The organism is Bradyrhizobium sp. LA2.1 (genome assembly GCF_040547725.1).
GTDB lineage: Bacteria > Pseudomonadota > Alphaproteobacteria > Rhizobiales > Xanthobacteraceae > Bradyrhizobium > Bradyrhizobium barranii.
In genome coordinates, this window is record NZ_JBEPQI010000005.1 from 82,686 (window position 1) to 104,146 (window position 21,461).

The 21,461-nt window shown below is 61.2% G+C and carries 21 protein-coding genes and 2 pseudogenes; 11 read left to right on the plus strand and 12 right to left on the minus strand.

The window, feature by feature from the left end; genetic code table 11:
• The first annotated feature begins 3 nt into the window (after nt 1–3).
• Both ABIB95_RS10755 and ABIB95_RS10760 read left to right on the plus strand, forming a co-directional pair.
• Nucleotides 4–2,367: an ABC transporter permease gene (locus ABIB95_RS10755; protein WP_354239238.1), complete on the plus strand. Its 2,364-nt coding sequence runs from the start codon at nt 4–6 to the stop codon at nt 2,365–2,367.
• Nucleotides 2,368–2,369: 2 nt separating this feature from the next.
• Entirely contained in the window at nt 2,370–3,608 is a 1,239-nt protein-coding gene (locus ABIB95_RS10760) for an efflux RND transporter periplasmic adaptor subunit (RefSeq protein ID WP_354239240.1), read from the plus strand.
• A 633-nt stretch (nt 3,609–4,241) separates the two neighbouring features.
• Here the strand turns inward: ABIB95_RS10760 and ABIB95_RS10765 are convergent.
• The gene (locus ABIB95_RS10765) at nt 4,242–4,646 is read right to left on the minus strand and encodes an EF-hand domain-containing protein (RefSeq protein WP_354239242.1); all 405 of its coding nucleotides are present in this window, start codon (nt 4,644–4,646) and stop codon (nt 4,242–4,244) included.
• A gap of 125 nt (nt 4,647–4,771) precedes the next feature.
• On the opposite strand from ABIB95_RS10765, the gene ABIB95_RS10770 reads away from it, so the two are divergent.
• The 3 genes from ABIB95_RS10770 to ABIB95_RS10780 all read left to right on the plus strand — a co-directional run bounded on the left by ABIB95_RS10770 (nt 4,772) and on the right by ABIB95_RS10780 (nt 7,065).
• Entirely contained in the window at nt 4,772–6,004 is a 1,233-nt protein-coding gene (locus ABIB95_RS10770) for a medium chain dehydrogenase/reductase family protein (protein WP_502917809.1), read from the plus strand.
• A gap of 188 nt (nt 6,005–6,192) precedes the next feature.
• Entirely contained in the window at nt 6,193–6,756 is a 564-nt protein-coding gene (locus ABIB95_RS10775; RefSeq protein WP_028153141.1) for a hemerythrin domain-containing protein, read from the plus strand.
• A 102-nt stretch (nt 6,757–6,858) separates the two neighbouring features.
• The gene (locus ABIB95_RS10780; RefSeq protein ID WP_354239245.1) at nt 6,859–7,065 is read left to right on the plus strand and encodes a hypothetical protein; all 207 of its coding nucleotides are present in this window, start codon (nt 6,859–6,861) and stop codon (nt 7,063–7,065) included.
• A gap of 228 nt (nt 7,066–7,293) precedes the next feature.
• Here the strand turns inward: ABIB95_RS10780 and ABIB95_RS10785 are convergent, their stop codons facing one another.
• Nucleotides 7,294–7,572 carry a hypothetical protein gene (locus ABIB95_RS10785; protein ID WP_354239247.1) on the minus strand — a complete coding sequence of 93 codons (279 nt, stop codon included), beginning with the start codon at nt 7,570–7,572 and terminating at the stop codon, nt 7,294–7,296.
• Between the two features lie 599 nt (nt 7,573–8,171).
• Here ABIB95_RS10785 and ABIB95_RS10790 point away from each other — a divergent pair.
• Entirely contained in the window at nt 8,172–8,894 is a 723-nt protein-coding gene (locus tag ABIB95_RS10790) for a hypothetical protein (RefSeq protein ID WP_354239249.1), read from the plus strand.
• A 38-nt stretch (nt 8,895–8,932) separates the two neighbouring features.
• Here ABIB95_RS10790 and ABIB95_RS10795 read toward each other — a convergent pair whose 3' ends face one another.
• Nucleotides 8,933–9,289, minus strand: a complete 357-nt coding sequence (locus tag ABIB95_RS10795; protein ID WP_038944690.1) for a c-type cytochrome — start codon at nt 9,287–9,289, stop codon at nt 8,933–8,935.
• A 150-nt stretch (nt 9,290–9,439) separates the two neighbouring features.
• Nucleotides 9,440–9,892 (minus strand): pyridoxamine 5'-phosphate oxidase family protein, encoded by a 453-nt coding sequence (locus ABIB95_RS10800; protein WP_028153137.1) that lies wholly within the window; start codon nt 9,890–9,892, stop codon nt 9,440–9,442.
• 155 nt (nt 9,893–10,047) lie between these two features.
• On the opposite strand from ABIB95_RS10800, the gene ABIB95_RS10805 reads away from it, so the two are divergent.
• From ABIB95_RS10805 to ABIB95_RS10815, 3 genes are all read left to right on the plus strand, one after another.
• Nucleotides 10,048–10,326: a hypothetical protein gene (locus tag ABIB95_RS10805; RefSeq protein WP_354113104.1), complete on the plus strand. Its 279-nt coding sequence runs from the start codon at nt 10,048–10,050 to the stop codon at nt 10,324–10,326.
• A 26-nt stretch (nt 10,327–10,352) separates the two neighbouring features.
• On the plus strand, nt 10,353–10,703 hold the full coding sequence (locus ABIB95_RS10810) for a c-type cytochrome (protein ID WP_502917818.1): 351 nt from the start codon (nt 10,353–10,355) through the stop codon (nt 10,701–10,703).
• Nucleotides 10,704–10,959: 256 nt separating this feature from the next.
• Nucleotides 10,960–13,248, plus strand: coding sequence for a heavy metal translocating P-type ATPase (locus tag ABIB95_RS10815; protein WP_208070084.1), 2,289 nt, complete (start codon nt 10,960–10,962; stop codon nt 13,246–13,248).
• A gap of 18 nt (nt 13,249–13,266) precedes the next feature.
• Here the strand turns inward: ABIB95_RS10815 and ABIB95_RS10820 are convergent, their stop codons facing one another.
• The 5 genes and pseudogenes from ABIB95_RS10820 to ABIB95_RS10840 all read right to left on the minus strand — a co-directional run bounded on the left by ABIB95_RS10820 (nt 13,267) and on the right by ABIB95_RS10840 (nt 15,991).
• Nucleotides 13,267–13,578 carry a DUF3240 family protein gene (locus ABIB95_RS10820; RefSeq protein WP_085400502.1) on the minus strand — a complete coding sequence of 104 codons (312 nt, stop codon included), beginning with the start codon at nt 13,576–13,578 and terminating at the stop codon, nt 13,267–13,269.
• Nucleotides 13,575–14,093, minus strand: a pseudogene (locus ABIB95_RS10825) (efflux RND transporter permease subunit); the annotation flags it as partial. The gene ABIB95_RS10820 and the pseudogene ABIB95_RS10825, both read right to left, overlap by 4 nt.
• A gap of 193 nt (nt 14,094–14,286) precedes the next feature.
• Nucleotides 14,287–14,598 carry a c-type cytochrome gene (locus ABIB95_RS10830; protein WP_063982735.1) on the minus strand — a complete coding sequence of 104 codons (312 nt, stop codon included), beginning with the start codon at nt 14,596–14,598 and terminating at the stop codon, nt 14,287–14,289.
• Nucleotides 14,599–14,807: 209 nt separating this feature from the next.
• A complete protein-coding gene (locus ABIB95_RS10835; protein WP_166106037.1) occupies nt 14,808–15,104 on the minus strand; it encodes a c-type cytochrome in 297 nt (98 codons plus the stop codon).
• A 53-nt stretch (nt 15,105–15,157) separates the two neighbouring features.
• Nucleotides 15,158–15,991: a universal stress protein gene (locus ABIB95_RS10840; RefSeq protein ID WP_354239253.1), complete on the minus strand. Its 834-nt coding sequence runs from the start codon at nt 15,989–15,991 to the stop codon at nt 15,158–15,160.
• A gap of 123 nt (nt 15,992–16,114) precedes the next feature.
• Between ABIB95_RS10840 and phbB the strand changes: the two genes are divergently transcribed.
• Entirely contained in the window at nt 16,115–16,840 is a 726-nt protein-coding gene (phbB, locus tag ABIB95_RS10845) for an acetoacetyl-CoA reductase (protein ID WP_354239254.1), read from the plus strand.
• An 820-nt stretch (nt 16,841–17,660) separates the two neighbouring features.
• On the opposite strand, the gene ABIB95_RS10855 is transcribed toward phbB, so the two are convergent.
• Nucleotides 17,661–17,858 (minus strand): cation-transporting P-type ATPase, encoded by a 198-nt coding sequence (locus tag ABIB95_RS10855; protein WP_354239258.1) that lies wholly within the window; start codon nt 17,856–17,858, stop codon nt 17,661–17,663.
• Between the two features lie 127 nt (nt 17,859–17,985).
• Here ABIB95_RS10855 and ABIB95_RS10860 point away from each other — a divergent pair, with 127 nt between their 5' ends.
• Complete coding sequence (locus ABIB95_RS10860; RefSeq protein WP_477007985.1) at nt 17,986–19,815, plus strand: PHA/PHB synthase family protein; 1,830 nt, start codon at nt 17,986–17,988, stop codon at nt 19,813–19,815.
• 9 nt (nt 19,816–19,824) lie between these two features.
• Here the strand turns inward: ABIB95_RS10860 and ABIB95_RS10865 are convergent, their stop codons facing one another.
• Nucleotides 19,825–20,808, minus strand: coding sequence for a zinc-dependent alcohol dehydrogenase family protein (locus ABIB95_RS10865; RefSeq protein WP_354239260.1), 984 nt, complete (start codon nt 20,806–20,808; stop codon nt 19,825–19,827).
• A gap of 190 nt (nt 20,809–20,998) precedes the next feature.
• Nucleotides 20,999–21,406 (minus strand): annotated as a pseudogene (locus ABIB95_RS10870) (helix-turn-helix domain-containing protein); the annotation flags it as partial.
• Nucleotides 21,407–21,461: the final 55 nt, after the last annotated feature.

Below are 21,461 nucleotides of genomic sequence, written 5' to 3' on the forward strand. Positions count from 1 at the left end.
GATATGACTGCGCTCGACATCAAGCTGCTTCGGGACGTCAGGCGGCTCTGGGCCCAGGTGCTCGCCGTCGCGCTGGTCGTCGGAGGGGGCGTTGCGACGCTGGTGCTCGCGGTCGGATCGCATCGGTCTCTCGAAGAGACGCGGATCGCGTACTATGAACGTTACGGCTTCGGCGACGTGTTCGCTCAGGCGAAGCGGGCGCCCAAGGCGCTCGCCGACAGGATAGGCGAGATCCCCGGCGTCGCCGCCGTCGATGCGCGCATTGCCAAGCTGGCGCTGCTGGACATTCCAGGCTTCTCCGAGCCCGCCAGCGGGCAGTTCGTCTCGCTGCCCGACAACAACGAGCCGCATCTCAATCGGCTCTACATGCGCTCCGGGCGGCTTCCGGAGCCGGGACGGACGGAGGAAGTCGTTGTCAACGAGCCGTTCGCCCGGGCTCACGGCTTCTCGGAGGGGGCGCGGCTCGCGGCCATCCTGAACGGCAGGAAGCGCGAGCTCGTCATCGTCGGCATCGCGCTGTCCCCCGAGTTCGTCTACACGGTCGGACCGGGCGACCTTATGCCGGACGATCGCCGCTATGCGATCGTCTGGATGTCCGAAAAGGCGCTCGCCAGCGTCTACGATCTCGACGGTGCCTTCTCCGCGGTGTCTGTCAAGCTGCAGCCCGGCGCTTCGGAGCGCGAGGTGATCTCGCGGCTCGACGACTTGCTCGATCCCTACGGCGGGCAGGCGGCCCACGGCCGGAAGGACCTGACCTCGCACGCGTGGCTCGATCATGAACTCGACATGCTCAACAACATGAGCCGCACGCTGCCGCCGATCTTCCTTCTGGTCTCCGCCTTCCTGGTCAATCTCACCTTGAGCCGGCTGGTCGCGCTCGAGCGCGAGCAGATCGGTCTTCTTAAGGCGATAGGTTACGCCGACAGCAGCATCGTTCTGCACTATTTCAAGTTCGTCGCCCTCATTGTCGCGACGGGGATCGTTTTGGGCAGCGTTACCGGGACTTGGCTCGGATTACGGATCACCGCGCTGTTCGGAGACTTCTTTCACTTCCCATTCCTAGTTTTCGCGAAGGCGCCGGATCTGTACGTCACGGCCGGCGCCCTCAGCGCGGCCGCCGCTGCTATCGGCGCGCTGCGGGCGCTGCGCGAGGTGGTGAAGCTGCCGCCGGCGGTCGCCATGCAACCGCCGGCCCCTCTGGTCTATCGGCGGCTGCTTCCGTCGAGCATCCAGCTCGACCAGATCGTGTCGCAACCGACGTTGATGATGGTCCGCAACATCGCGCGGCATCCGGTCCGGGCGGCCTTCACGGCACTTGGGATGGCACTGGCCACCGCGATCCTGGTCGTCTCGCTGTTCACGCGGGACACGATGGAGCAACTGATCGACGTGACCTACTTCCTCGCTGACCGGCAGGACGCGACCATCGGCTTTTCCGAGAAGCGGATCAAGAACGTGGTGGAGCAAGTGAACAGGCTCCCGGGCGTTCTCGCCGCCGAGCCATTCCGCGAGGTGCCCGTCCGGATCCGTTATGGCAACGTCGAACGGCGGATCACGATCAGCGGCCGGCCCGCCGATGCCGATCTGAGGCGCCTCATCGACGTCGACCTTCGACCGGTCGTGCTTCCGGAGACGGGTCTCGCGATCTCCAGCATGCTCGGTCACATCCTCGGGGTGGGGGCCGGCGATACCGTCGAGGTCGATCTGCTGGAGGGCGCCCGACGCACCGTGACGATTCCGATCGTGGCGACCGTCGAGGACTACTTCGGCATCAGGGGGATGATGGACATCGAGGCGCTCCGCAAGCTGATGCGTGAGGCGCCCGTCGTGAACAGCGTGAACCTAAGCCTCGACGAGAAAAGAAAGGAAGACTTCTACGCGGCGGTAAAGTCCATGCCGACGGTCGGCGGCGTGGCACTGCAGCGTGTGTCGCTGGCAAACTTCCGTAACACCGTCGCGCTGCTCGTCACGACGATGGCGAGCATCTACACCGGGCTTGCCGCCGTGATCGCGTTCGGCGTCGTCTACAACAACGCCCGGATCTCGCTATCAGAACGGGCGCGGGAGCTGGCAAGCTTGCGCGTGCTCGGCTTCACTCGCGGTGAGGTGCTCCGAATTCTCCTGCTCGAGCTCGCCATTCTGACGCTGGTCGCCCAGCCACCCGGTTGGGTGATGGGCTACGGGCTAGCGTGGGTCATGAAGACGAACCTCGCCGGCGAACTGATGCGTGTCCGGCTGGTGGTCGAGCATTCGACCTATGTCGTCGCCACGTGCGTGGTGGTACTGGCTGCGATCGCTTCCGCAGCGGTCATTCGCGAACGCATCGACAAACTGGACCTCGTCGCGGTCCTCAAGACGAGGGACTAGCCATGCCAGCAGACTGGACCAAACGTATTATCGGCGCTGCGGCCCTAGCCGCGATCGCGGGAGGGCTGGCTTGGTTCGCCTGGCCCCGGCCGGTTCTCGTCGATCTTGCCACCGTCGCAAAGGGCCCGATCGAAGTCACGGCGGACGACGACGGCAAGACCCATGTCCGCCACATCTACACCGTCTCGGCGCCCATCGCTGGGAAGGTACTTAGAATTTCGCATCCGCTCGGCGAGAAGGGACCTTCGCTTCACGTCGGCGACGAGGTGGTCGCCAACCAGACCGTCATCGCCCTGATGCAGCCGACGCTACCCGGCTTCATCGACGTCCGGTCGCGGGACCAGCTTCAAGCCGAGGTCTCGGCTGCGGACGCCGCCATCCAGCAGCAAGAGGCCGAGGTGCAGCGGATCGAAGCTGCCCTGGATTTCTCGCGGACTGAATTCCAGCGGGCGCAGACGCTCTCCCGGACGCAGACCATCTCCACCCAAGCATTCGACAAGGCGAAGTTCGATGTGGCCACGAACGAGGCCGCTTTGGCGAGTGCCAAGGCTCAGGCCGACATGCGTCGCGCGGTGCGCACCAGCCTCGCGGCGCGGTTGATGGACCCGGCCAATGCCTCCCCATCGGCGGAGCCAACGTGCTGCGTCAGGGTGCTCGCGCCGGCGAGCGGAAGGGTGCTGAAGATCATCCAGGACAGCGAGGCGACGGTCCTGCCTGGGACGCCCCTCGTCGACATCGGCAATCCACTTGATCTGGAGGTGGTGGCGGACCTGCTCTCGACGGACGCCGTCCAGATCAAGGTGGGCGCGCCGGTCCGAATCGACGGCTGGGGCGGGCAGCCCATTAAGGGGAAGGTCGTGCGTGTGGACCCCGCTGGCTTCCTGAAGGTCTCGGCGCTAGGGATCGAGGAACAGCGGGTCCGGGTAACCGTCGATTTCAATGACCCGCCGCAGGCTTGGTCGCAACTAGGTCACGATTACCGTGTCGCGGTCCACGTGACCACTTGGAGCGCTCAGGACGTCCTGACCGTGCCGGTAAGCGCCCTATTCCGAAAGGGTGATCAGTGGGTCGTTTTTGCCGATGAGAACGGCCGTGCGCGGGCCAAGCCAGTTGATATTGGTCACCGCAATAACCGGTTCGCCGAGGTGGTGTCTGGACTGACCGCGGGGGATCGCGTCGTCGTACATCCAAGCGACCGAATTGCCGGCGGAAGCAGGATTGCGCAGCGAGGCGCACCATGACTAGCGCAAAGCGGACGTTGGGAGGGACCCGCACGCCGGCGATGGGCCCAACTCCGCTAAGGAGCCGCAGTCCCACTTCGGGAGTGCATAGCAGTCGTATCTTTGTGCGGACCCACCTGTTTCCCGGATGCGTCAGGTGACGTGGAATGTCGCTGCCCTTGAAGCGGGACGTGCCGAAATCACCGTACGGGGCAACCGAGCAGCACTGGTGCTATCGGCGGGCATGCCCCCTTAGAGACCGTTTTTCGGTCTCGCACCACCGTTCACCGCGAACTCGGCGCGCTGGATACGACGCCTTGGCCAGGTGTCGTGGTGCGTGAATGTGAACGCGAGACACCATTCCTGATCCCAGGTTTTAAGAATGTGCGATATCATTGTGGAGCCGCGGTCGAAGACTATGGGTCCCCGATGATGAATGCTATGGTCCGCCATATTACCGAAGGGGAGCTTCGGCTTGAGCGGAGGGCAAGACCTTTAAGGCAAGAAGAATTTTGTCTGGACCTGCAACAAGGCACGAAAGAACAGGCGTACAATAATGTGGTCGCGATTATGCGGATCATGGACCTGACAGCTTAAGGCTCGTTTCTTCGGGCGGATGGCGGACGCGACAACGCGCCATCCGCGCGGAGCCGATCACCTGGTCCCATGCATAAACGCTTGCATCTCCTCCAGGGTCAGCTTGCCATCCTTATTGCTATCCATTGCCTTGAAAATCCGTTCTTGAGCTGCCTGAAACTCCTGCAGTGAGATGGTCCCATCGCCATCGGCGTCCATCAGAGCAAACATCATACGCATCATAAAAGGTGATCCCATCGCGCTCCCGCCCATCATGCCGCGCCCCATCATACGTCCTTCCATCATTCCGTGCCCCATCATGCCGCCTTGCCCCATCGTGCTCGCGCCTGCCTGGCCGCTGGGATGGGACTGCATTTGTTGCTGATCTGGCTGGGGTGTCATTCGGTCCTGTGCAATCGCACCGACAACGCCGTACGTCAGGATGAGAGCAGTTATCGTGAGTCCTAAAGCGCGCGTGTACATTTCGAACCTCCTCCGAAACGTTTGGCCTTTCTCCATTAAATTCGGCAAGAGTGATATTGATCCTCTGGTCCCAGCTTTCGCCTACGCACCCCGCACACACTACGACAGGGCAAAGCGGGCTATCGTTGGGGGGTAAGCTCGCGAAGGAGCAAAATCTGTATAAACCAAGCGGTTCTAGTGACGAGAAGGAAAGCTGGGCTGACGCATTGATCCTCCTCAATGCCAAAAGCAGGCTTATGGGCGATGATTTAGCCGAGGACGGCCAGAGCGGCCGCGGAATACCCCATGAGCCAAGGAAATCCGCTGTGGGAGAGCTGCGCAATCGGGTTGTTCAGATCAGGTACTTCGGCGATCCTGACGGGTTGGAGGTGGTCGACGCTCCTCTTCCAACGGCCGGCCGAGGCGAGGTGCGAGTTCACGTGCTTGCGTCGAGCGTCGTGTTCACCGATGTGGTGATCCGGCGTCACCTTTATCCGCAAACGATTTCTCTCAAGCCGCCTTTCGTGCTGGGCTACGACGTTGTCGGGGAAATCGATCAGCTGGGACCGGACGTGACGGGCTTCAAGCTTGGCGACCGAGTAGCTGACATGACCGTGGTGGGCTCGAATGCCGCCTACCGAACCCTCCGGGCCGGGGAGGCGACCCGCGTGCCACCAGGCGTAGACGTGGCGGAGGCGGCCGCCTTGATCCTAAGCTGGACAACCGCCTACCAACTCCTACACCGCGCGGCCCGCGTGAAGCGGGGGCAGCGCGTCCTCGTGCATGGCGCGGCTGGCGCTGTCGGCCAGGCGCTGCTCACGCTCGGCAGGATGGCGGGGCTTGAGCTGTGGGGCACGGCGCGTGGGGATCACGCCGCATTGGTGCGCGAACTGGGCGGCACGCCGATCGATTACCAGCGCGAAGACTTTACGAAGGTCGTGCCAGGCGGGTTCGATGTCGTGTTCGACGGAATTGGAGAGGATGGCTGTCGCCGCTCGTTGGCGGCACTCAAGCGGGGCGGCATGCTCTGTGCCTACGGCTACACGGCGGGTGTACAGGCGCACCATAGCCTGTTCAGCATCTTGACGTGGACGGCGCGCCTGTATGTATTGGGGTGGTTGTCCGGCGGCAGGCGGGTCTACTTCTACTCGATCAATTTGATGCGGGCGCGACATCCGGCCTGGTTCCGCGAAGATTTGGCGCGGCTCTTCGAAATGTTGGCGGCTCGCGCCATTCAGCCACGCGTTGCCGAGCGAATCTCCTTCGCTGAAGTTGCTGAGGCGCACCGGCGTCTGGAAGCGGGCGGTCTGGAAGGAAAGCTCGTGCTGTGCCCAGATCTGCCGTCGCGCCATCAACGAGAGCGCGAGCTCACGGTGTAGACGTCGAGACCTCGTGTGCCGTCAGGCGCATTCGGTCTTGCCGCGGTCCGCGGCTACCTCGACCCTCGAGAAAGCAGTATGTCGTCCCAGACGACGCGACGGCCAGTCGTCCGTGTTTGATCTAGCGCAAGAAACTGGGATCGCTTTCAAGATAGCTTCCATCATTCAATGGTCCATTGGAGGTCGCAATGATCATTGAGCGTCTATCCCGGGAACACCGCAACATTGAGATGCTGCTCGCCGTGCTTGAGCGCGAGCTTGAGATTTTCGATCGCGGGGGCCACCCCGACTACGAGGTCATTCGCGCGATCATCAGCTACTTCGAGCTCTATCCGGAGCTGTATCATCATCCCCAAGAAGAATTGGTCTTTGCCAAGCTAAAGCTTCGAGATCCAGCCGCGGCGGCAAGGGTTGGCGATCTAACGCTTGAGCACCAAAAAGGGACCCAGCGTTTGCGCCGCGTCGCTCAGGCGATCGACAGTGTTCTGGCGGATCGGGAGATTCTTCGGCAAAATGTGGACAACATCGTTCGCGATTTCATTGAGAGCGAGCGGCGTCACATCATGATCGAAGACCGCGATTTCTTCCCCGCCGCCCTTAGGGTTCTAAAGCCTTCAGATTGGACTGAGATCGCTTCGGCCTCAACGAATCATGAGGATCCGCTGTTTAGCGAGGCTGCTGAAGAAACCTTCGACGCACTACGAGCGCGCATCTTGCGGATGGAGCAAGAGTCCGAAGCTGAACGGCACTAGAAGTGCAGTCAAGGGCCGCTTGATTTTTGATCAAGATGCTTCAAGGCAAACGCCAAAAAGAATTGACGCCCAGTGGGGTTAGCTAGTTGATGGAGCGTCCAAATGGCAGATTGTGTGATTGTTCGAGCCTACGGAAGGCAATTAGATCAATTGCGTGCAGAAGCGTTCCGCATTGCACGAGGACGACAAATCGACTGGTGGATAGACCGTGGCGACAAAGGGACGCATTTTTGCTTCGAGAGTTCTGAAGCAAAACAAGCGTTCACCTCAATGTGCGACAACTTCGCCGTCCCATACGTCGAAGCCTAGATCATTTAATCTAATCGTGGCTGTCGCTCTTGTTCGGCCTGTACCGCACTGGCGATCCGGCTGGTTGCGACCACGGTTTGCGCGGAACCCTCCGCCTCGATCCCACTTTGTTGTTCGCTGGGATGGGCGGCGCGGGCGAGCAGATGGAATTGCGAAGCGCGAAAAGGTCTGTTGGATCGTCCGGCGCCGTGGTGAGTGAAGACCGCGAGTCAAGTCCGGGCCGTGTCTTCAGGTGCCGGGATCTCTCCGATCGCACTCCGGGCATCGGCCATCTGTGGCGCCGCCGAGTTGACGGCCGAATTCTTCCCTGAGGACGTCCGATGCCCAGAACTCGCCATCGCTCTTGATGATTCTTTTCGCCCGCTCAAAGGCATGGCTCTCGGCGGCATCGTCGCCGACGCGGATGATAACCCGATCGTGGAAAGGACAGACAATCGTGGCACGGGTGGTTTCGAGCGCGTAGCGCACAACCGCGCTCAGATCGTCGGCATGAATTTTGCTGGACATCGTGGCTCTCCTGTCGACGTCGCGGAGCGGAATACAAATCAACCCCGGGCTTCTGAAGAGGAGGTCGGCATGCTTACAAACCCCAATTCCTCGGGTCCGCATTGATCCAGCTCAACAACGGATGTCGCATGCTCCAATCGCCGTAAGGGGGCTCTATGATCATCCGCAATTTCGCCGAGGCGCAACTCAAAGGTCGCCTCCACGTCAGCTGCCGGAAGAACGAGCAAATCGTTGATCTAGATCATTTCGCCATACTGCCAAGATCGCATGCTGCGCACCGGACACGAGCGAGCTTCTATATGGCACCAGTCTCAACACCGCATGATGAAAAATGCCCTCGCTGTCGTTCCAGGTTAGTACACCTCGAGTGGCACGAACGCGTCAATGCTCAGGAGGCCCATGAGCTCTGGCGCTGCTGGAACTGCAAGAGCGAATTTGTCACCGCCGTCGCTCCTGACGGGACAGAGTCGTCAGTGGCTGGGATCACCGAACCATTCTTTACGAACCTGCTCGTCTAATCAGTTCCGCTTGAGCGGATCGACAAGGAAATCGTTCGATGTCCTTGGTTAATGCATCGCCTCATCATCTCGAGCGCTGGCATGAAGTTTCGGACGCTGATGGTCGCCGCGATTGTCGCCATGCTCCTGCAATTTAATGCGGGAGCACAGGTGAACTTGTCGGCTGGCAGCACGTCGTCCCAACTGTCCGACCTTATGATCGCGATACAATTCCAACACATCAAATTATGGTTGGCCGGAAAGCTAGGCAACTGGGACTTGGCGAATTATGAGCTTCGACAAATCCAGGCAAGCTTGCAGAAGGCAACGCCGACTCCCTCCGAAGGCCTGCGCTCGTCCCAAACTACCGAACAGCTGCAAGCTCTGGATCGCGCGATTCAACAGAAGGATGGTGCAGCTTTCGCCAAGGCTTACTCGGATCTCACGAACGGATGCAATGCCTGCCACCGCGCCAGCGGATACAGTTCGATCACCATCCAGGTGCCGGTTAACTCGCCGTTCAGCGATCAGCTGTTCGCGGATCAGATCGCGCAGGGTCGCGCGCTCGCTCGCGGGACCTGCGGCCTCTGTCACATTGTCTCGGATGCTTCAAGGGAAACACCAGCCTTTCGCGTCCCCGCGCCAAGCTTCAGCGAAATTGCCAGCCGGCCATCTTTTTCAGCCAACTATCTCCGAGAGCTATTGACGTCAAACCACCGTCGCGTAGGCCCGAACCAGGCAATGCTTAAGCCAAAGCTCGTCGAATACCAGATCGATGCGATCGTTGCGTTCTTCGAGACCGTGCAAGCCGACCGGGCTCGCTAAGATCTGAGCTTAGGGTCATGGTCGCGCCGATCAGCGTTCTAGTCTTGAGTCTTTAGGCTAAGGATGTAATTCGCGAGAGCGTCGGCCTGATCGGGCGCGATGACGAGGTTCGGCATGTTCTGGTGGCTGGTCTTCAGGAACACTTTCAGCGAAAGTGCCGTCGTTCCATATCTGTTTGCGATTGACGCGAAGCCCGGTGCCTGATCCGACATTCCCGGCATGTGCGGTTCGATTGCATGACACGGCTTGCACCATGCTTCCGCGAGGCGACGTCCTTCAAACGCGCTGTCTGCAGCAAGTTTAGATCCGTCCGCCTTGTGCACGCGGACGAGAAACAACGCTAATAGCGCGATCAGGATCACGAGGCTGATGTTGACTCGCATGCTGCGGAACATGTTCCGTCTCAACTCGCGGTTGGGGCACTCACAGCAACCGCGCGAGCGCCAGCGGGCATCTCATCGCCAAAACCGCCTGCCGATCAGCCGTTCTGGCGAAAGAAAGCAGAATGACCGAGCGCACCCGCCCTTAGCGCAGGATGCGGCGCTTTAGCACGCGATCAGGTCGGTATGTCCAAATCCCTTTGAGTAGTCGAGCAGGGAGACAATCGTGGGTGTCAGGCGGAAGACGCAGACCTCCGAAGTGTTCGGCATGGGGAGATCAAGGCTCTTCTGGTTCGGATACCGCGAGATCAGGAGGCGCAAGGCTTTTTCGAATTCGGCGGGATTCGTTACGAGCTTCGCGCGTGCCGCCATCGATAGGCCCACGATGTCCATCACTTGCGTGGGATCGTCATCCACCGTTAGCGAGACCCGATCGTCCTTCGCCAGGTTAGCTGCCTTCTGGCTGTCCGCTCCGCAAAGGAAATAGATGACGAGCCCATCATTGGCGTAGCCGACAGTGGTCACCTGGGGCCAGCCGTCAGATCGTAGGGTAGCGATCCTCGTCGTCCGGTGCTGATCCAGAAGCCGAAGGATTTTCCGCCTGAACGTTTCGTCCATTGGTCGCCTCCGATTTAGACCAGTTTAGCCCCGAACTAGCGTGTACGTTTTGAGGCAGGTCAAGTATCGAGGAAGCCGGCCGCCAAGCGTAGGCGCAGTGGGCCTGCCATACGCCTGAGCGCAATTGCGCCAATCGCTCTCGGAGGGAGCGCTGTTTGGCAGTTATGCTTGTCGCGATAGCGGGCCCCATCGCCAACCGACCTCATGCTTTGAGCTGCATCAAGCTGGCTTTGAACGGCGGTGACATCGTGTGGACTGGGAGGGCTGCTTCGATGCGCCGATTTGCCTTGAAAGCCCTATTCACGGCTCTCGCTTTCAGAAGAGCCGAGAAGGAGCGAGTCGATTGGGATCGAAATATCTTGATCTTCTCGACGGTGGTGACCGTCGGGCTGGTTGCGCTCTACGTCTACGGCAAGGCTACCTCGCGTTGGTGAACTGTTTCGCGGGAACGACTGCGATGATGCGATGCTTGCTGATACTTTCGACAATAGGTCTCGGGTCGAGCACCTGCGCCCATGCGCGCGATGAGGAGCAGCAACATGGCAAAGAGCTGTTGCAACAATTGTGCGCCCGCTGTCACTCAGTTGGTAGGACCGGCGCGAGTCCCAACAGGCAAACGCCGCCCTTTCGCAGCTTCAGCGAAACCAAACTCTATGACAGCGACTTCCTGCAACGACTACAGGATGGCTATAGCAGCATTCATCCCTCCATGCCGACCTTCCGCTTCAACAGGGACGATGCAGAGGCTGTCCTAAACTACATGAAGTCAATTCAGGAACCAACTAAGCCGAAACAATCTCCGCCGCGATGAGGTCTGAGCATCTCCAGGAGACCAAAATATTCGTTCAAGGACAATAGACAGCATCTTTGGGTGAAGCCGGAGACCCAGTGGTCGTCCTCTTGAGAGCATCTGCCAGAACCCTCGGAAAGATTTTGACCTAGCTCATCGGCGCCTTGCGAATGGCTGCGTTCGTTGGAGGCGAGTGTTCGAGACTTGTCATTGATTCTGCTCAAGCAACGGAGCTTGTTTCGGAAGAGAATGATGCAGGTAGTGTTGGAATGAGATCATGTCGTTTGAGCGGGTTCTACGATGGACTCTGGTTGCAATCGCAATCGCGGGATTAACCGCGGGTATCCTTGCGCGAGCTGCCGGCCGTCCTGATCTGGCCGATTTCGCATGGGCAATCGGCACGGCACCCGTGATAGGTGGACTGGCGGTCTCGATCGTCAGGGACTTGCTGGGCGGCCGACTGGGAGTGGACGCGATTGCGCTCCTGTCGATGAGCGCGGCATTGGCGCTCGGCCAGCCGCTTGCCGGCGCCGTGGTGGCGCTGATGTATTCCGGTGGCAACGTACTGGAGGATATCGCGATCGCGCGGGCTGAGCACGACCTGCGGTCACTGGTCGATCGTGCGCCGCGCCGGGCACATCGCAAGACTGGCGAGCGGATCGAAGAGGTTCCGATCGAGGCGGTCTTGGTCAGCGAAGAGCTCCTGGTACGGGCCGGCGAGATCGTGCCAGTCGACGGCATCGTCCGTTCGGCCATGGCGACCATCGACGAGTCCGCGGTTACGGGCGAGCCGATCCCGGTCGAGAAGACACGCGGCAGCGCCGTTCTTTCCGGTTCGCTGAATGCGGGTGAGACCTTCGAGTTGACCGTTACCGCACCGGCTGGCGAGAGTACCTACGCTGGTATTGTGCGCATGGTGACGGCGGCGCAAACTGCGAAGGCCCCCTTTGTGCGGTTGGCCGATCGCTATGCGCTGATCTTTCTTCCCGTGACGCTCGTCACCGCCTTCCTGGCGTGGTGGATCTCCGGTGATTTGACCCGCAGCCTCGCTGTGCTGGTGGCGGCAACGCCTTGCCCCCTGATTCTGGCCGCACCTGTCGCCTTCATCGCCGGCGTAGCGCAAGCGGCCCGTCGCGGCATCTTAGTCAAGGGAGGAGGGGCACTGGAGGCGCTGGCTCGTGCGCGCACCGTGCTCTTCGACAAAACCGGCACTCTCACGGTTGGAGGTGCGCGGTTGCTTTCGGTTGAAGTCGCTCCGGGGGAAAATCCGGACGAGGTCCTCACGCTTGGGGCCTCGCTTGAGCAGGCCTCGCATCACGTCCTCGCCAAGACCGTCGTCTCTGCGGCCGTCGATCGCGGCCTCAAGCTCAAAGCGCCCGAACAGGTCAAAGAAACCATGGGCACCGGTTTGTCCGGCCTGATCGACGGCCGCCGGGTAACCGCGGGCTCGCGAGAGTTGCTTCGCTCACATGCCGAGCTGTCGCCGTGGGAGCTGCGGGCAATCCGGCGCGCATCGTGGCGCTCGGCGCTGATCGTCTTTGTCGCCGTGGACGGCCTTCCGATCGGTGCGCTGCTGCTGGCCGACGAGCTGCGGGCTGATACGCCGCGAGCGATCCGGCTGCTGCGCGATGCGGGCATCGTACGAATGGTCATGGTCACAGGCGATCGTGCCGCAGCGGCGCAGGCAATCGGAGCAGCGCTCGACCTCGATGCCGTGCTGGCTGACCGCGTTCCCTCGGACAAGGTCGAGGCGGTGCGCACTGAACAGCGGCTGCATCCGACCATCATGGTCGGTGATGGCATCAATGACGCCCCGGCACTGGCCGTGGCCGATATCGGGGTCGCGCTCGGCGCACGCGGCGCGAGCGCCTCGTCCGAGGCGGCGGATGTGGTCATCCTTACCGATCGGCTTGATCGCGTCGGCGAAGCGATCATAATTGCGCAGCGTGCACGGCGTATCGCTCTCCAAAGCGTCATTATTGGCATGGGATTGTCGATAGCTGCCATGGTGGCCGCTACCGTTGGCTGGCTGGATCCCGTGCCGGCGGCGATCGTGCAGGAGGTGATCGATGTTGCCGTCATCCTGAATGCGCTGCGGGCGCTCACTCCAGCCCATGGGAGCGCCGGTCGCCGGATATCCGCAGAGGAGGGCCTAGCACTGCATCACGACCATCAGGCGCTGTTCGGGGATCTCGACCGACTGCGCAAGATCGTCGATGCGATCGACGATGTGCCGCCAGACGCCGCTGCGGCCTTGATCGAAGAGGCTGATCGCCTCGTTCAGGGCAGTGTAGTGAAGCACGAGCGCGAGGACGAGGGCAGCGTCTATCCGAAAATTGCGGAGGTGCTGCGCGAACGCCACGGCCTCTCTGCCATGAGCCGCGCGCATCGTGAGATCCTGCACCTTGCGCGGTTGCTCGCACGGATCGCGGCCGACCTGCCGTCAGAAAAGATCGACCGCTATCTTATTCGAGATGCCCAGCGTGTGATCGAGGCGATCGAAACGCTGGTGCGCATGCATACGGCCCAAGAGGACGATATTTACGAAGCCGTGGCGGCGGACTGAGCAGCTTGGCGATGTCGGTTAGTCGATCGTGCCGAATTCCGCCACGGGCAGAATCCAATAGACGAGGTTGGTGCCGGTGAACGAAGCCCGAACCCGGTCGAGCAGGCGCGCGGCATCGTTCCGTGGTAGGACAATCCATACGATGACCTGATTGGCGTGCCCTTTGACGCGCTCGGCCATGCTTTGGAGCCGCACGGCGGTGCCGTGTCCGGCAGCATCGGAGGCCGTGAAACCCCTCACCAGATCGGTCTGTTCGCTGAGATAGTCGAAGAGCTCGTCGCGAAGCTGGCGCGGCAGGATCAGCGTGAGGCAGACGGACACGCTCGTCATTTGGCCCCCTTCGCAGCGCCGCCGTAGCGGCGATACAGGATCGGCAGCAGAATCAGCGTCAGCATTGTCGACGAGACCAGGCCCCCGATCACGACGATGGCCAGCGGTCGCTGCACTTCAGATCCCGGACCGGAGGCGAACAACAGCGGGATCAATCCGAGCGCCGTGATGCTGGCCGTCATTAGAACGGGCCGCAGTCTTCGCATGGCGCCTTCGACGACGATGCGACCCTCGCTCAGGCCGTGAGCGCGTAGCTGGTTGAAATAGGAGACCAGCACGACGCCGTTCAGTACGGCTATGCCGAGCAGCGCGATGGATCCGACCGACGCCGGAACGGACAGATATTCGCCGCTTGAGACCAGCGCGAACACGCCGCCGATCAGCGCGAAGGGGATGTTGACCAGCACCAGCAGGGCATGGCGCACCGAGCCAAATGTGGTGAACAGCAGCACGAAGATCAGGCCGATGACGACCGGCACCACGACAGAGAGCCGCGCGGCGGCGCGCTGCTGGAAACAGGTCCGGCTGCAGCGCCGTAGACCGGCGGGAAATCACAACGACGTTCTCCCGGCCGGTGTCGTCGAAGAACGGCACCTGAGCGCGCTCGCGCCGCTCGGCACGCTTTCGACTCTATCCGTGCATCGGAAGTTCCGCATTGACCCATCTCAACCCGGGCTTCGAACCTTGGCGGCGGCGGTGGGCCGTGCCCTACTTGAGTGTGCGGACGTAGTCCGCGAGATCCGCGATTTCCGTCCGGTTCAGCGATAGCGTCGGCATGTTCGGATGCGGTGCGAGTAGAAGGAAAGCGAGCTTGTTCTGGTCGAAATCGGGCATCTTCGCGAAGGTGGAGAACGGCGGCGCCTGGTCGGAGGCTTTCGTCTGGCCACTTTCGACGAGATGGCACGCGGCGCACCAACGCTTTGCGATGTCCTTGCCGTGATCCGCGTCGGCCGCTGCGGCCGGTGTCACGATCGCAAGCGCGCAAATCGTGGCGGACGACAATCTGAATGCTTTCGACATGCGAGGGTCCCCAAGGATCGAGCGTTATTGTCGGCGGACAATCTGACCGGTGACGTCTTCCACGTGAAGCAGCAGAAAGATAAGCGGCGCCCCGTCGTCGTGGACCGGCGTGTTGATCGATCGCTCGCCGCGCGTTACGGCAAGGCAGCCCGGGACGATGTCCGACCAATTTTGACCAAGGCTTCTCTCGATCGCGCACGTCTGATAGCTCATTGCTCCAACGTCTTCAGGAACGCCATGAAATCGCCGACTTGGTCGGAATCGAATTGAAATTCCGGCATCGCCGGATGCCCAGTGACGATGCCCTCGGCCAAGGCCTCCTGCAGCATCTCGATCGGATATCGCTCGTGTAACGTCCTGAACGGTGGAGCAATCTTGAGGGGGCTTGGGCTGACCTTGTCGGTCGAGTGGCACTTCGCACAATACAGCAGCGCAAGACGTCGGCCTTGCTCGACGCTCGAAGCTGCGGTTGGGTTAGGGGAGAAAAACAAACCCGCAACGAGCATGGCGCCTGCCACGGCACGTCCAGTTCCGAGATGCGTCCTCACGTAGTGCTCCATCAGTGCGACATCATGACTGGAACTGTCATACTGCGGAACATTTCCTGCGTGACCCCGCCGAATACCGTTTCCTGAAGTCGAGAGTGGCCGTAACCGCCCATGATCAGCAGGTCGAGGCTTTCATCCGCAGCGATCGACAGGATGCTCGCTTGCAGATCGCTACGGTCGGCCTGAAGCGATACGGCCTTCGCCGGCAAGCCCTTCCGCGCGAGATGTGTCAGGAGGCGTTCGGGCGATGCATCGGGCGGTACCTCGGATGCATTGAGGGTGATGGTCGTCAGAGCGGCTGCGTCGGTGATAAATGGCATCGCGTCCCGCAAGGCGCGGGCGGCAAGGCGGCTGCCGTCCCAGCAGATGCCGACGCGTGCCGCCTTGAACGCACCCCGGAAAGTATAGGGAATGAACAGCAGGGGCCCACCCGCCTGCAAGAGCAGTTCCTTCGGAAGCCGGTTGTCAAACGTGTCGCCCTCGGGGTCGCCTTGTGACACGATCGTCAGATCATAGAGGCGCGCCGCTGCACCAGCTTTCGCAACCGCGTCGGCGAGAGTTCCGTTCAGTGCGTACCTTCCATAGTTGATCAGGGCGTTCTTCGCCTCGACCTCGAAGACGCGCAGCGCTGCCTCGGCTCGCTCCAGCGCACGTTCATACTCGAATTGCAGGGACGATGCGATGGCTGCGCCGCCTTCCGCAAGAAACGGCACGTTCGTCGAAGCATATCCTGTTGCAATTGCATCCAGATGTGCCGAAGCACTCATTGCAAGAGAAACAGAAGCGTCGATGGCAGGCCGCGGTGAGCGCTCCGTAGGAATATGCACCAGTAAGTCCTTGAACATGCGTGCCTCCCGTTCCGATCGGGCTGAAGAGCAGCACAGGTCGACATCGAGAGCCTTGACGCACGTCAAAGCGGTAGCCGGCGCCCCGGGTATCGTTTTGACCATAGGGCGGGAGTTCTAGATATGGCGCGGGTGGCATTGGTAACTGGCGGTACCAGAGGCATTGGCGCCGCCATATCTCAAGCGCTTCAGGCCGAGGGTTGCCTCGTAGCGGCGACCTACGCCGGAAATGCCGAGGCCGCCAAAGCCTTCGCGAGCCGAACAGGCATCTCAGCCCATCAATGGGATATCGGTGATTTCGACGCTTGCGCTACCGGAGTGAAGGCCGTTGAGGCGTCAGTCGGGCCAATCGACATTCTTGTCAACAATGCCGGCATCGTTCGTGACGCCACGTTTCATAAGATGACCCAGCCGCAATGGGATGCCGTGATCCGCACCAATCTCGACGGTGTGTTCAACATGTGTCGACAAGTGATCGACGGCATGCGCGCAAGACGGTATGGCCGAATCATCAATGTCTCGTCGATCAACGGACAGAAAGGCCAGTTCGGCCAGACAAACTACTCCGCGGCCAAAGCCGGCGAGCTTGGATTCACCAAGGCGCTGGCGCTGGAAACGGCGCGTCTCGGAATCACGGTAAACGCCGTCTGCCCCGGCTATATCCATACCGAGATGCTGGATGCCGTGCCGCAGGATATTCTGGAGAAGAGCATCCTGCCGCAGATTCCGGTCGGCCGTCTCGGCCGACCGGAAGAGATTGCGCGCGCTGTCCTGTTTTTGGCAGCAGAAGAGGCGGGATTCATCACCGGGTCGACGCTGTCGATCAATGGCGGCCAGTACGTGAGTTGAGCATGGACAGGTCCCCGACCCTCAAAGTTTCTAACTCGCCCGAGCCGTTCACTCCCGAGCCTTACGGATTTGAAACCGCCAGGCGCTTGGCAATCTCCGCCGTACGAGACAAGCGGCCTCGATACCGATTATCGCGGCCAGCAGTGCCGCGGAGGGAGCGGTAAAGCCGAACAGTCCTCCCCATGGCCCGAGCACAAGCGCCACGCCGGCAGCGAAAGCGCCGAGAGACGTGGCGGTCAGGATGATATGGGGGTGATTTACGCGCCGCGGCATCCGACGAGACCGGATAAAGAAAATAACTAGGATCTGCGTGCAGATCGATTTGACGAGGCGACGCAGCGGGCAAGGATGGATTCCGGAGTTCCTTTTGCGATCAGCATGTGTTCGCCGTTCTGCGCATCAGCACGGGCAGGGCACCTTCGCTCGAAATCGAACGGCACTTCCGAGAGACGAACCCAGCCATCTCTGCCGCCGTCCCTCGCTGAGAGTATCGCATATCGCATCATCGAGGGGACTTCTGACTCCTGCCTGAAAGGTGCTGTTGAGGTGTGCAAGGCTCAGAACGCGATCGCAAGGTCGCCCCTTCGGATCGACATGCACTTCAAGCGTGATGTCCTTCATTCCGAACGACGAGGTCTGAATGGCCACCGATTCCCGCGATGCTTCGGTCGTCAGCTCGGCGCGATGTTCCTGAACGATATCGAGCGTGAGAGATAAGGACCGCACGGTTGCGATGATTGCGAAACTGCCGACATCGCCGCTTAGTCCGGATACGAGCGCGGCAGCCAGCTAGCATCGCAATCAACGGGTTCCAAAGGCGTTAGCCAAGCCTGCGCAGGACCGATCGGCTTTGAGAGGAGCTAGCGCGGTTTGCTCTGAAAATCGCGAGGCGCCGGCCCGCTTCGACCTGGGATAGCCCATTGGGGCCGGAGTCGAGCGCGCTGTAGAGGGCGTCCTTTGGCGTCTGCCAGAACTCGGCGGCGGCCAAAGCCTTGGCCGCGCTAGACTGCTCGATCATCGAAGGGCTCGCCGGCCTGTTGGTCACTTGGTCAGGAAGGTAAGAGGCAGCTCGATCTCCGAGTTGATGCAGCTCAATTCGGTCTCGGACAACATGGTTAGGTTGCGGGGGGCCAAAGGAGTTCACCATGCCGCCTCCAGCATCCGTCGGCCGCATTCCCATAGCTTCGAATTCTGACCAGGTCCCCGTCGAGCCCCCGGTTACTGAGGCAATGGTGCCAGCGCAGCCGTTCGGCTCCGATGCAGCCGTCGATGCCATCGACCGATCCTTCCACGCGGCGCTGGCGCGTTTTACCGGCGGCGTCTCGCCGGCAGCGCTGGCCCTGGCTTTTGCCGACTGGCAACTGCATCTCCTGGCCTCACCCGGTAAACAGGCCAGTCTTGCCGGCCGGGCGATCCAGAATGCGTTTGATCTTGTCGATGCCATGGTGCCGAGGCATGCGATGTTCCAGCCTTGGTCCGTGATCAGGCCGCCGGAGAACGACCGCCGTTTCACGGGCTCAGATTGGGAGCTGCCATCCTTCAATCTCCTGGCCCAGGCTTTCCTGCTGACCCAACAATGGTGGCATTCGACGACGATCGGCATTCACGGACTGGCCCATTCGAACGCGGCAATCGCCGACTTCGCGCTTCGCCAATACCTGGATACGGTGGCTCCGACGAATTTCGCCATCAGCAATCCCGAGGTTCTGCGCAAGATCATGGAGACCGGCGGGGGCAATTTCGTCTACGGCCTGCACAATTTTGTCGAGGATTGGCAGGCTCTGCTCGCCGGTGCAAGGCTGAGGAGCGATCAGACTTACGTCGCGGGTAAGGATGTTGCGATCACACCCGGCAAAGTCGTCTATCGCAACGAGCTGATCGAGCTCATCCAATATTCTCCGACGACGCCGACCGTGCGGCCCGAACCCGTTCTGATCGTGCCTGCCTGGATCATGAAGTACTACATTCTCGATCTGTCGCCGCGCAATTCTCTCGTCCGCTATCTGGTCGAAAGCGGTTTCACCGTCTTCATGATCTCATGGAAGAACCCAACGCCTGAGTATCGCAATTTCAGCCTCGAAGACTACCGCGAGTTCGGCGTGGATGCTGCCATCGCCGCCATCAACTCGCTTCGGCCTGGACAGGCCATTCACGCCGCGGGGTATTGCCTCGGCGGCACGCTGTTGTCGATTGCGGCAGCCAGGCTGGCTCGCGAGCGACCCGACTGCCTGCGAACAGCGACACTGCTCGCGGCGCAGACCGATTTCACGGAAGCCGGCGAACTTACCTTGTTCATCAACGAAAGCCAGGTCGCGTTCCTGGAGGACATGATGTGGCGGCAAGGTTTGCTCGGAACGGCGCAGATGGCCGGGGCCTTTCAGATGTTGCGGACCAATGATCTGCTCTGGTCGCGCGTCGTGCGAGACTATCTGGTCGGAGAGCGGGCCGCTCCAAGTGAGCTAATGTCGTGGAACGCCGATGCCACGCGTATGCCGTATCAAATGCATTCCGACTATCTGCGGCGGCTGTTCCTCAACAATGATCTCGCCGAGGGGCGCTATCAAGTCAATGGTAGGCCGGTCTCACTCTCGGATCTGCACATGCCGATGTTTGTTGTCGGCACGTTACGCGACCATGTCGCGCCGTGGAAATCGACCTACAAGATCAATTTTCTTGCCGATGCAGACATCTCCTACGTCCTGACCAGCGGCGGGCACAACGCCGGCATCGTCGCGCCACCAAGCGAGGAAGGGCATAGCTACCAGGTGCTCGCAAAGAAGGCTCATGATCCCTATCTCGGCCCGGACGAATGGATCAAGCGCGCGCCGTCTCACGAGGGATCATGGTGGACCGAGTGGACGCGATTTCTCGCCGCGCATTCCGGTCAGCCCGTTTCGGCCTCCTTGCCGGCGGGCGCGGCAGAAAAAAGCGCGCCTTTGGATGACGCGCCGGGCTCTTACGTGCTTGAGCAGTAGACGCGGCGGTCAGGGACGCAAAACGGCTGCGCCAACGAGCTTGCCTTCCCTCAGACAGGCGAGCGCTTCATTGGCCTGCGAGAGCGGAAATACCGTCGTGTAGGTCTGAATGTTGGTCCTCGCCGCGGCGGCGAGAAAATCGATGCCGTCCTTTCGGGTCAGGTTAGCAACTGATACGATCTGCCGTTCACCCCAGAGAATATGGTACGGGAACGTCGGAACGTCGGACATGTGAATGCCGGCGCACACAACGCGCCCGCCCTTGCGCACCGAGCGCAAGGCAAGCGGCACTAATGCCCCGACCGGTGCGTAGATGATGGCGGCATCGAGCTCGGTCGGCGGAATGTCCTCCGAGGCGCCGGCCCAGTCTGTGCCGAGGGAAAGCGCAAGTCGCTGTGCGTCCTGGTCGTCGCCACGGGTGAAGGCGTAGACGGTCCGCCCCTGTGCACGCGCCACCTGCGCCACGATATGGCCGGCAGCGCCGAAGCCATAGATGCCGAGCGTCTTGCCATCGCCTGCCATTGCCAAGGATCGCCAGCCGATTAGTCCGGCGCAGAGCAGAGGCGAAAGGGCTGCGTCATCGCCGCGCTCGCCAAGCGGAAAGCAAAATCTGGCATCGGCAACGAGATGACTAGCAAAGCCGCCGTCGCGGGTGTAGCCGGTGAATTTGGGACGATCGCAGAGATTTTCCTTGTCCGCGCGGCAATAGAAACATTGGCCGCAGGTGTGGCCGAGCCAGGGAACACCTACACGCATGCCCACCTTCAGCTCGTCTACGCCCGCGCCTATCGCATCGATTCGGCCGACGACTTCATGCCCCGGGATGATTGGATAGGGAATTCCGGGAAGCTCGCCATCCACTACGTGCAGGTCGGTCCTGCATACGCCGCAGGCACTGACCTTGACGCGGACCTCGCGGGGGGCGGGGATCGGGTCGGGTCGTTGCTGGAACGTCAACGGCGCGCCGCGGGCGGAGAGAACCATCGCGTACATGTCGCATTTCCGTTACGGCTTGTAATGCATCGTGCAGTTGTACCTGGCGGATTTAGTGCCAGTGTGCGCCGTCCGCTAAGGGGGCGCAACAGGCGGCTTCCGCAGGCTCTAGACGCGATCGCAACCAGTGGCGTGAGAAGCGGCAACAGGCCGCTCAGCGGATAATAGACCGCGCCCGTAACTTGAGCGATCAGGCATCGAGAGTGTGCAAGCGCTGGCGGTTGCGCAGCACGATCTGGCAGGCACGGGAAAAGCCGAGAATGCCCTGGACGTGAAGCTGCGACAGCGCACGCGACACGGTATCGAGCGTGAGGCCGAGATAGTCGCCGATGTCGCGGCGTCACATCGGCAGCGCCATCATGCCGACGACGGCGAGGCGCCGATCCATCTCCAGCAGGGAGATGGCGACGCGCTCCATCGCAGTCTTGCGCCCGAGCAGCAGCATGTGATTATCAGCGTGGCGCAGCTCGGAGGCGGTCATCGTCCAGAGCTTGCGGGCAACCTGGATGCCGGTGCCGGCGGCCTTCTCGAGGCTCGCGCACTTCACCAGGCGCACCGTGGTGTCGATGATGGCCTCGACGGCAAGCCGATCCGTTGCGCTGAAGGCTTTGAGGCGTCAACTCTGCACTCCGTCGCGGGAGGCTTGGTCGAAA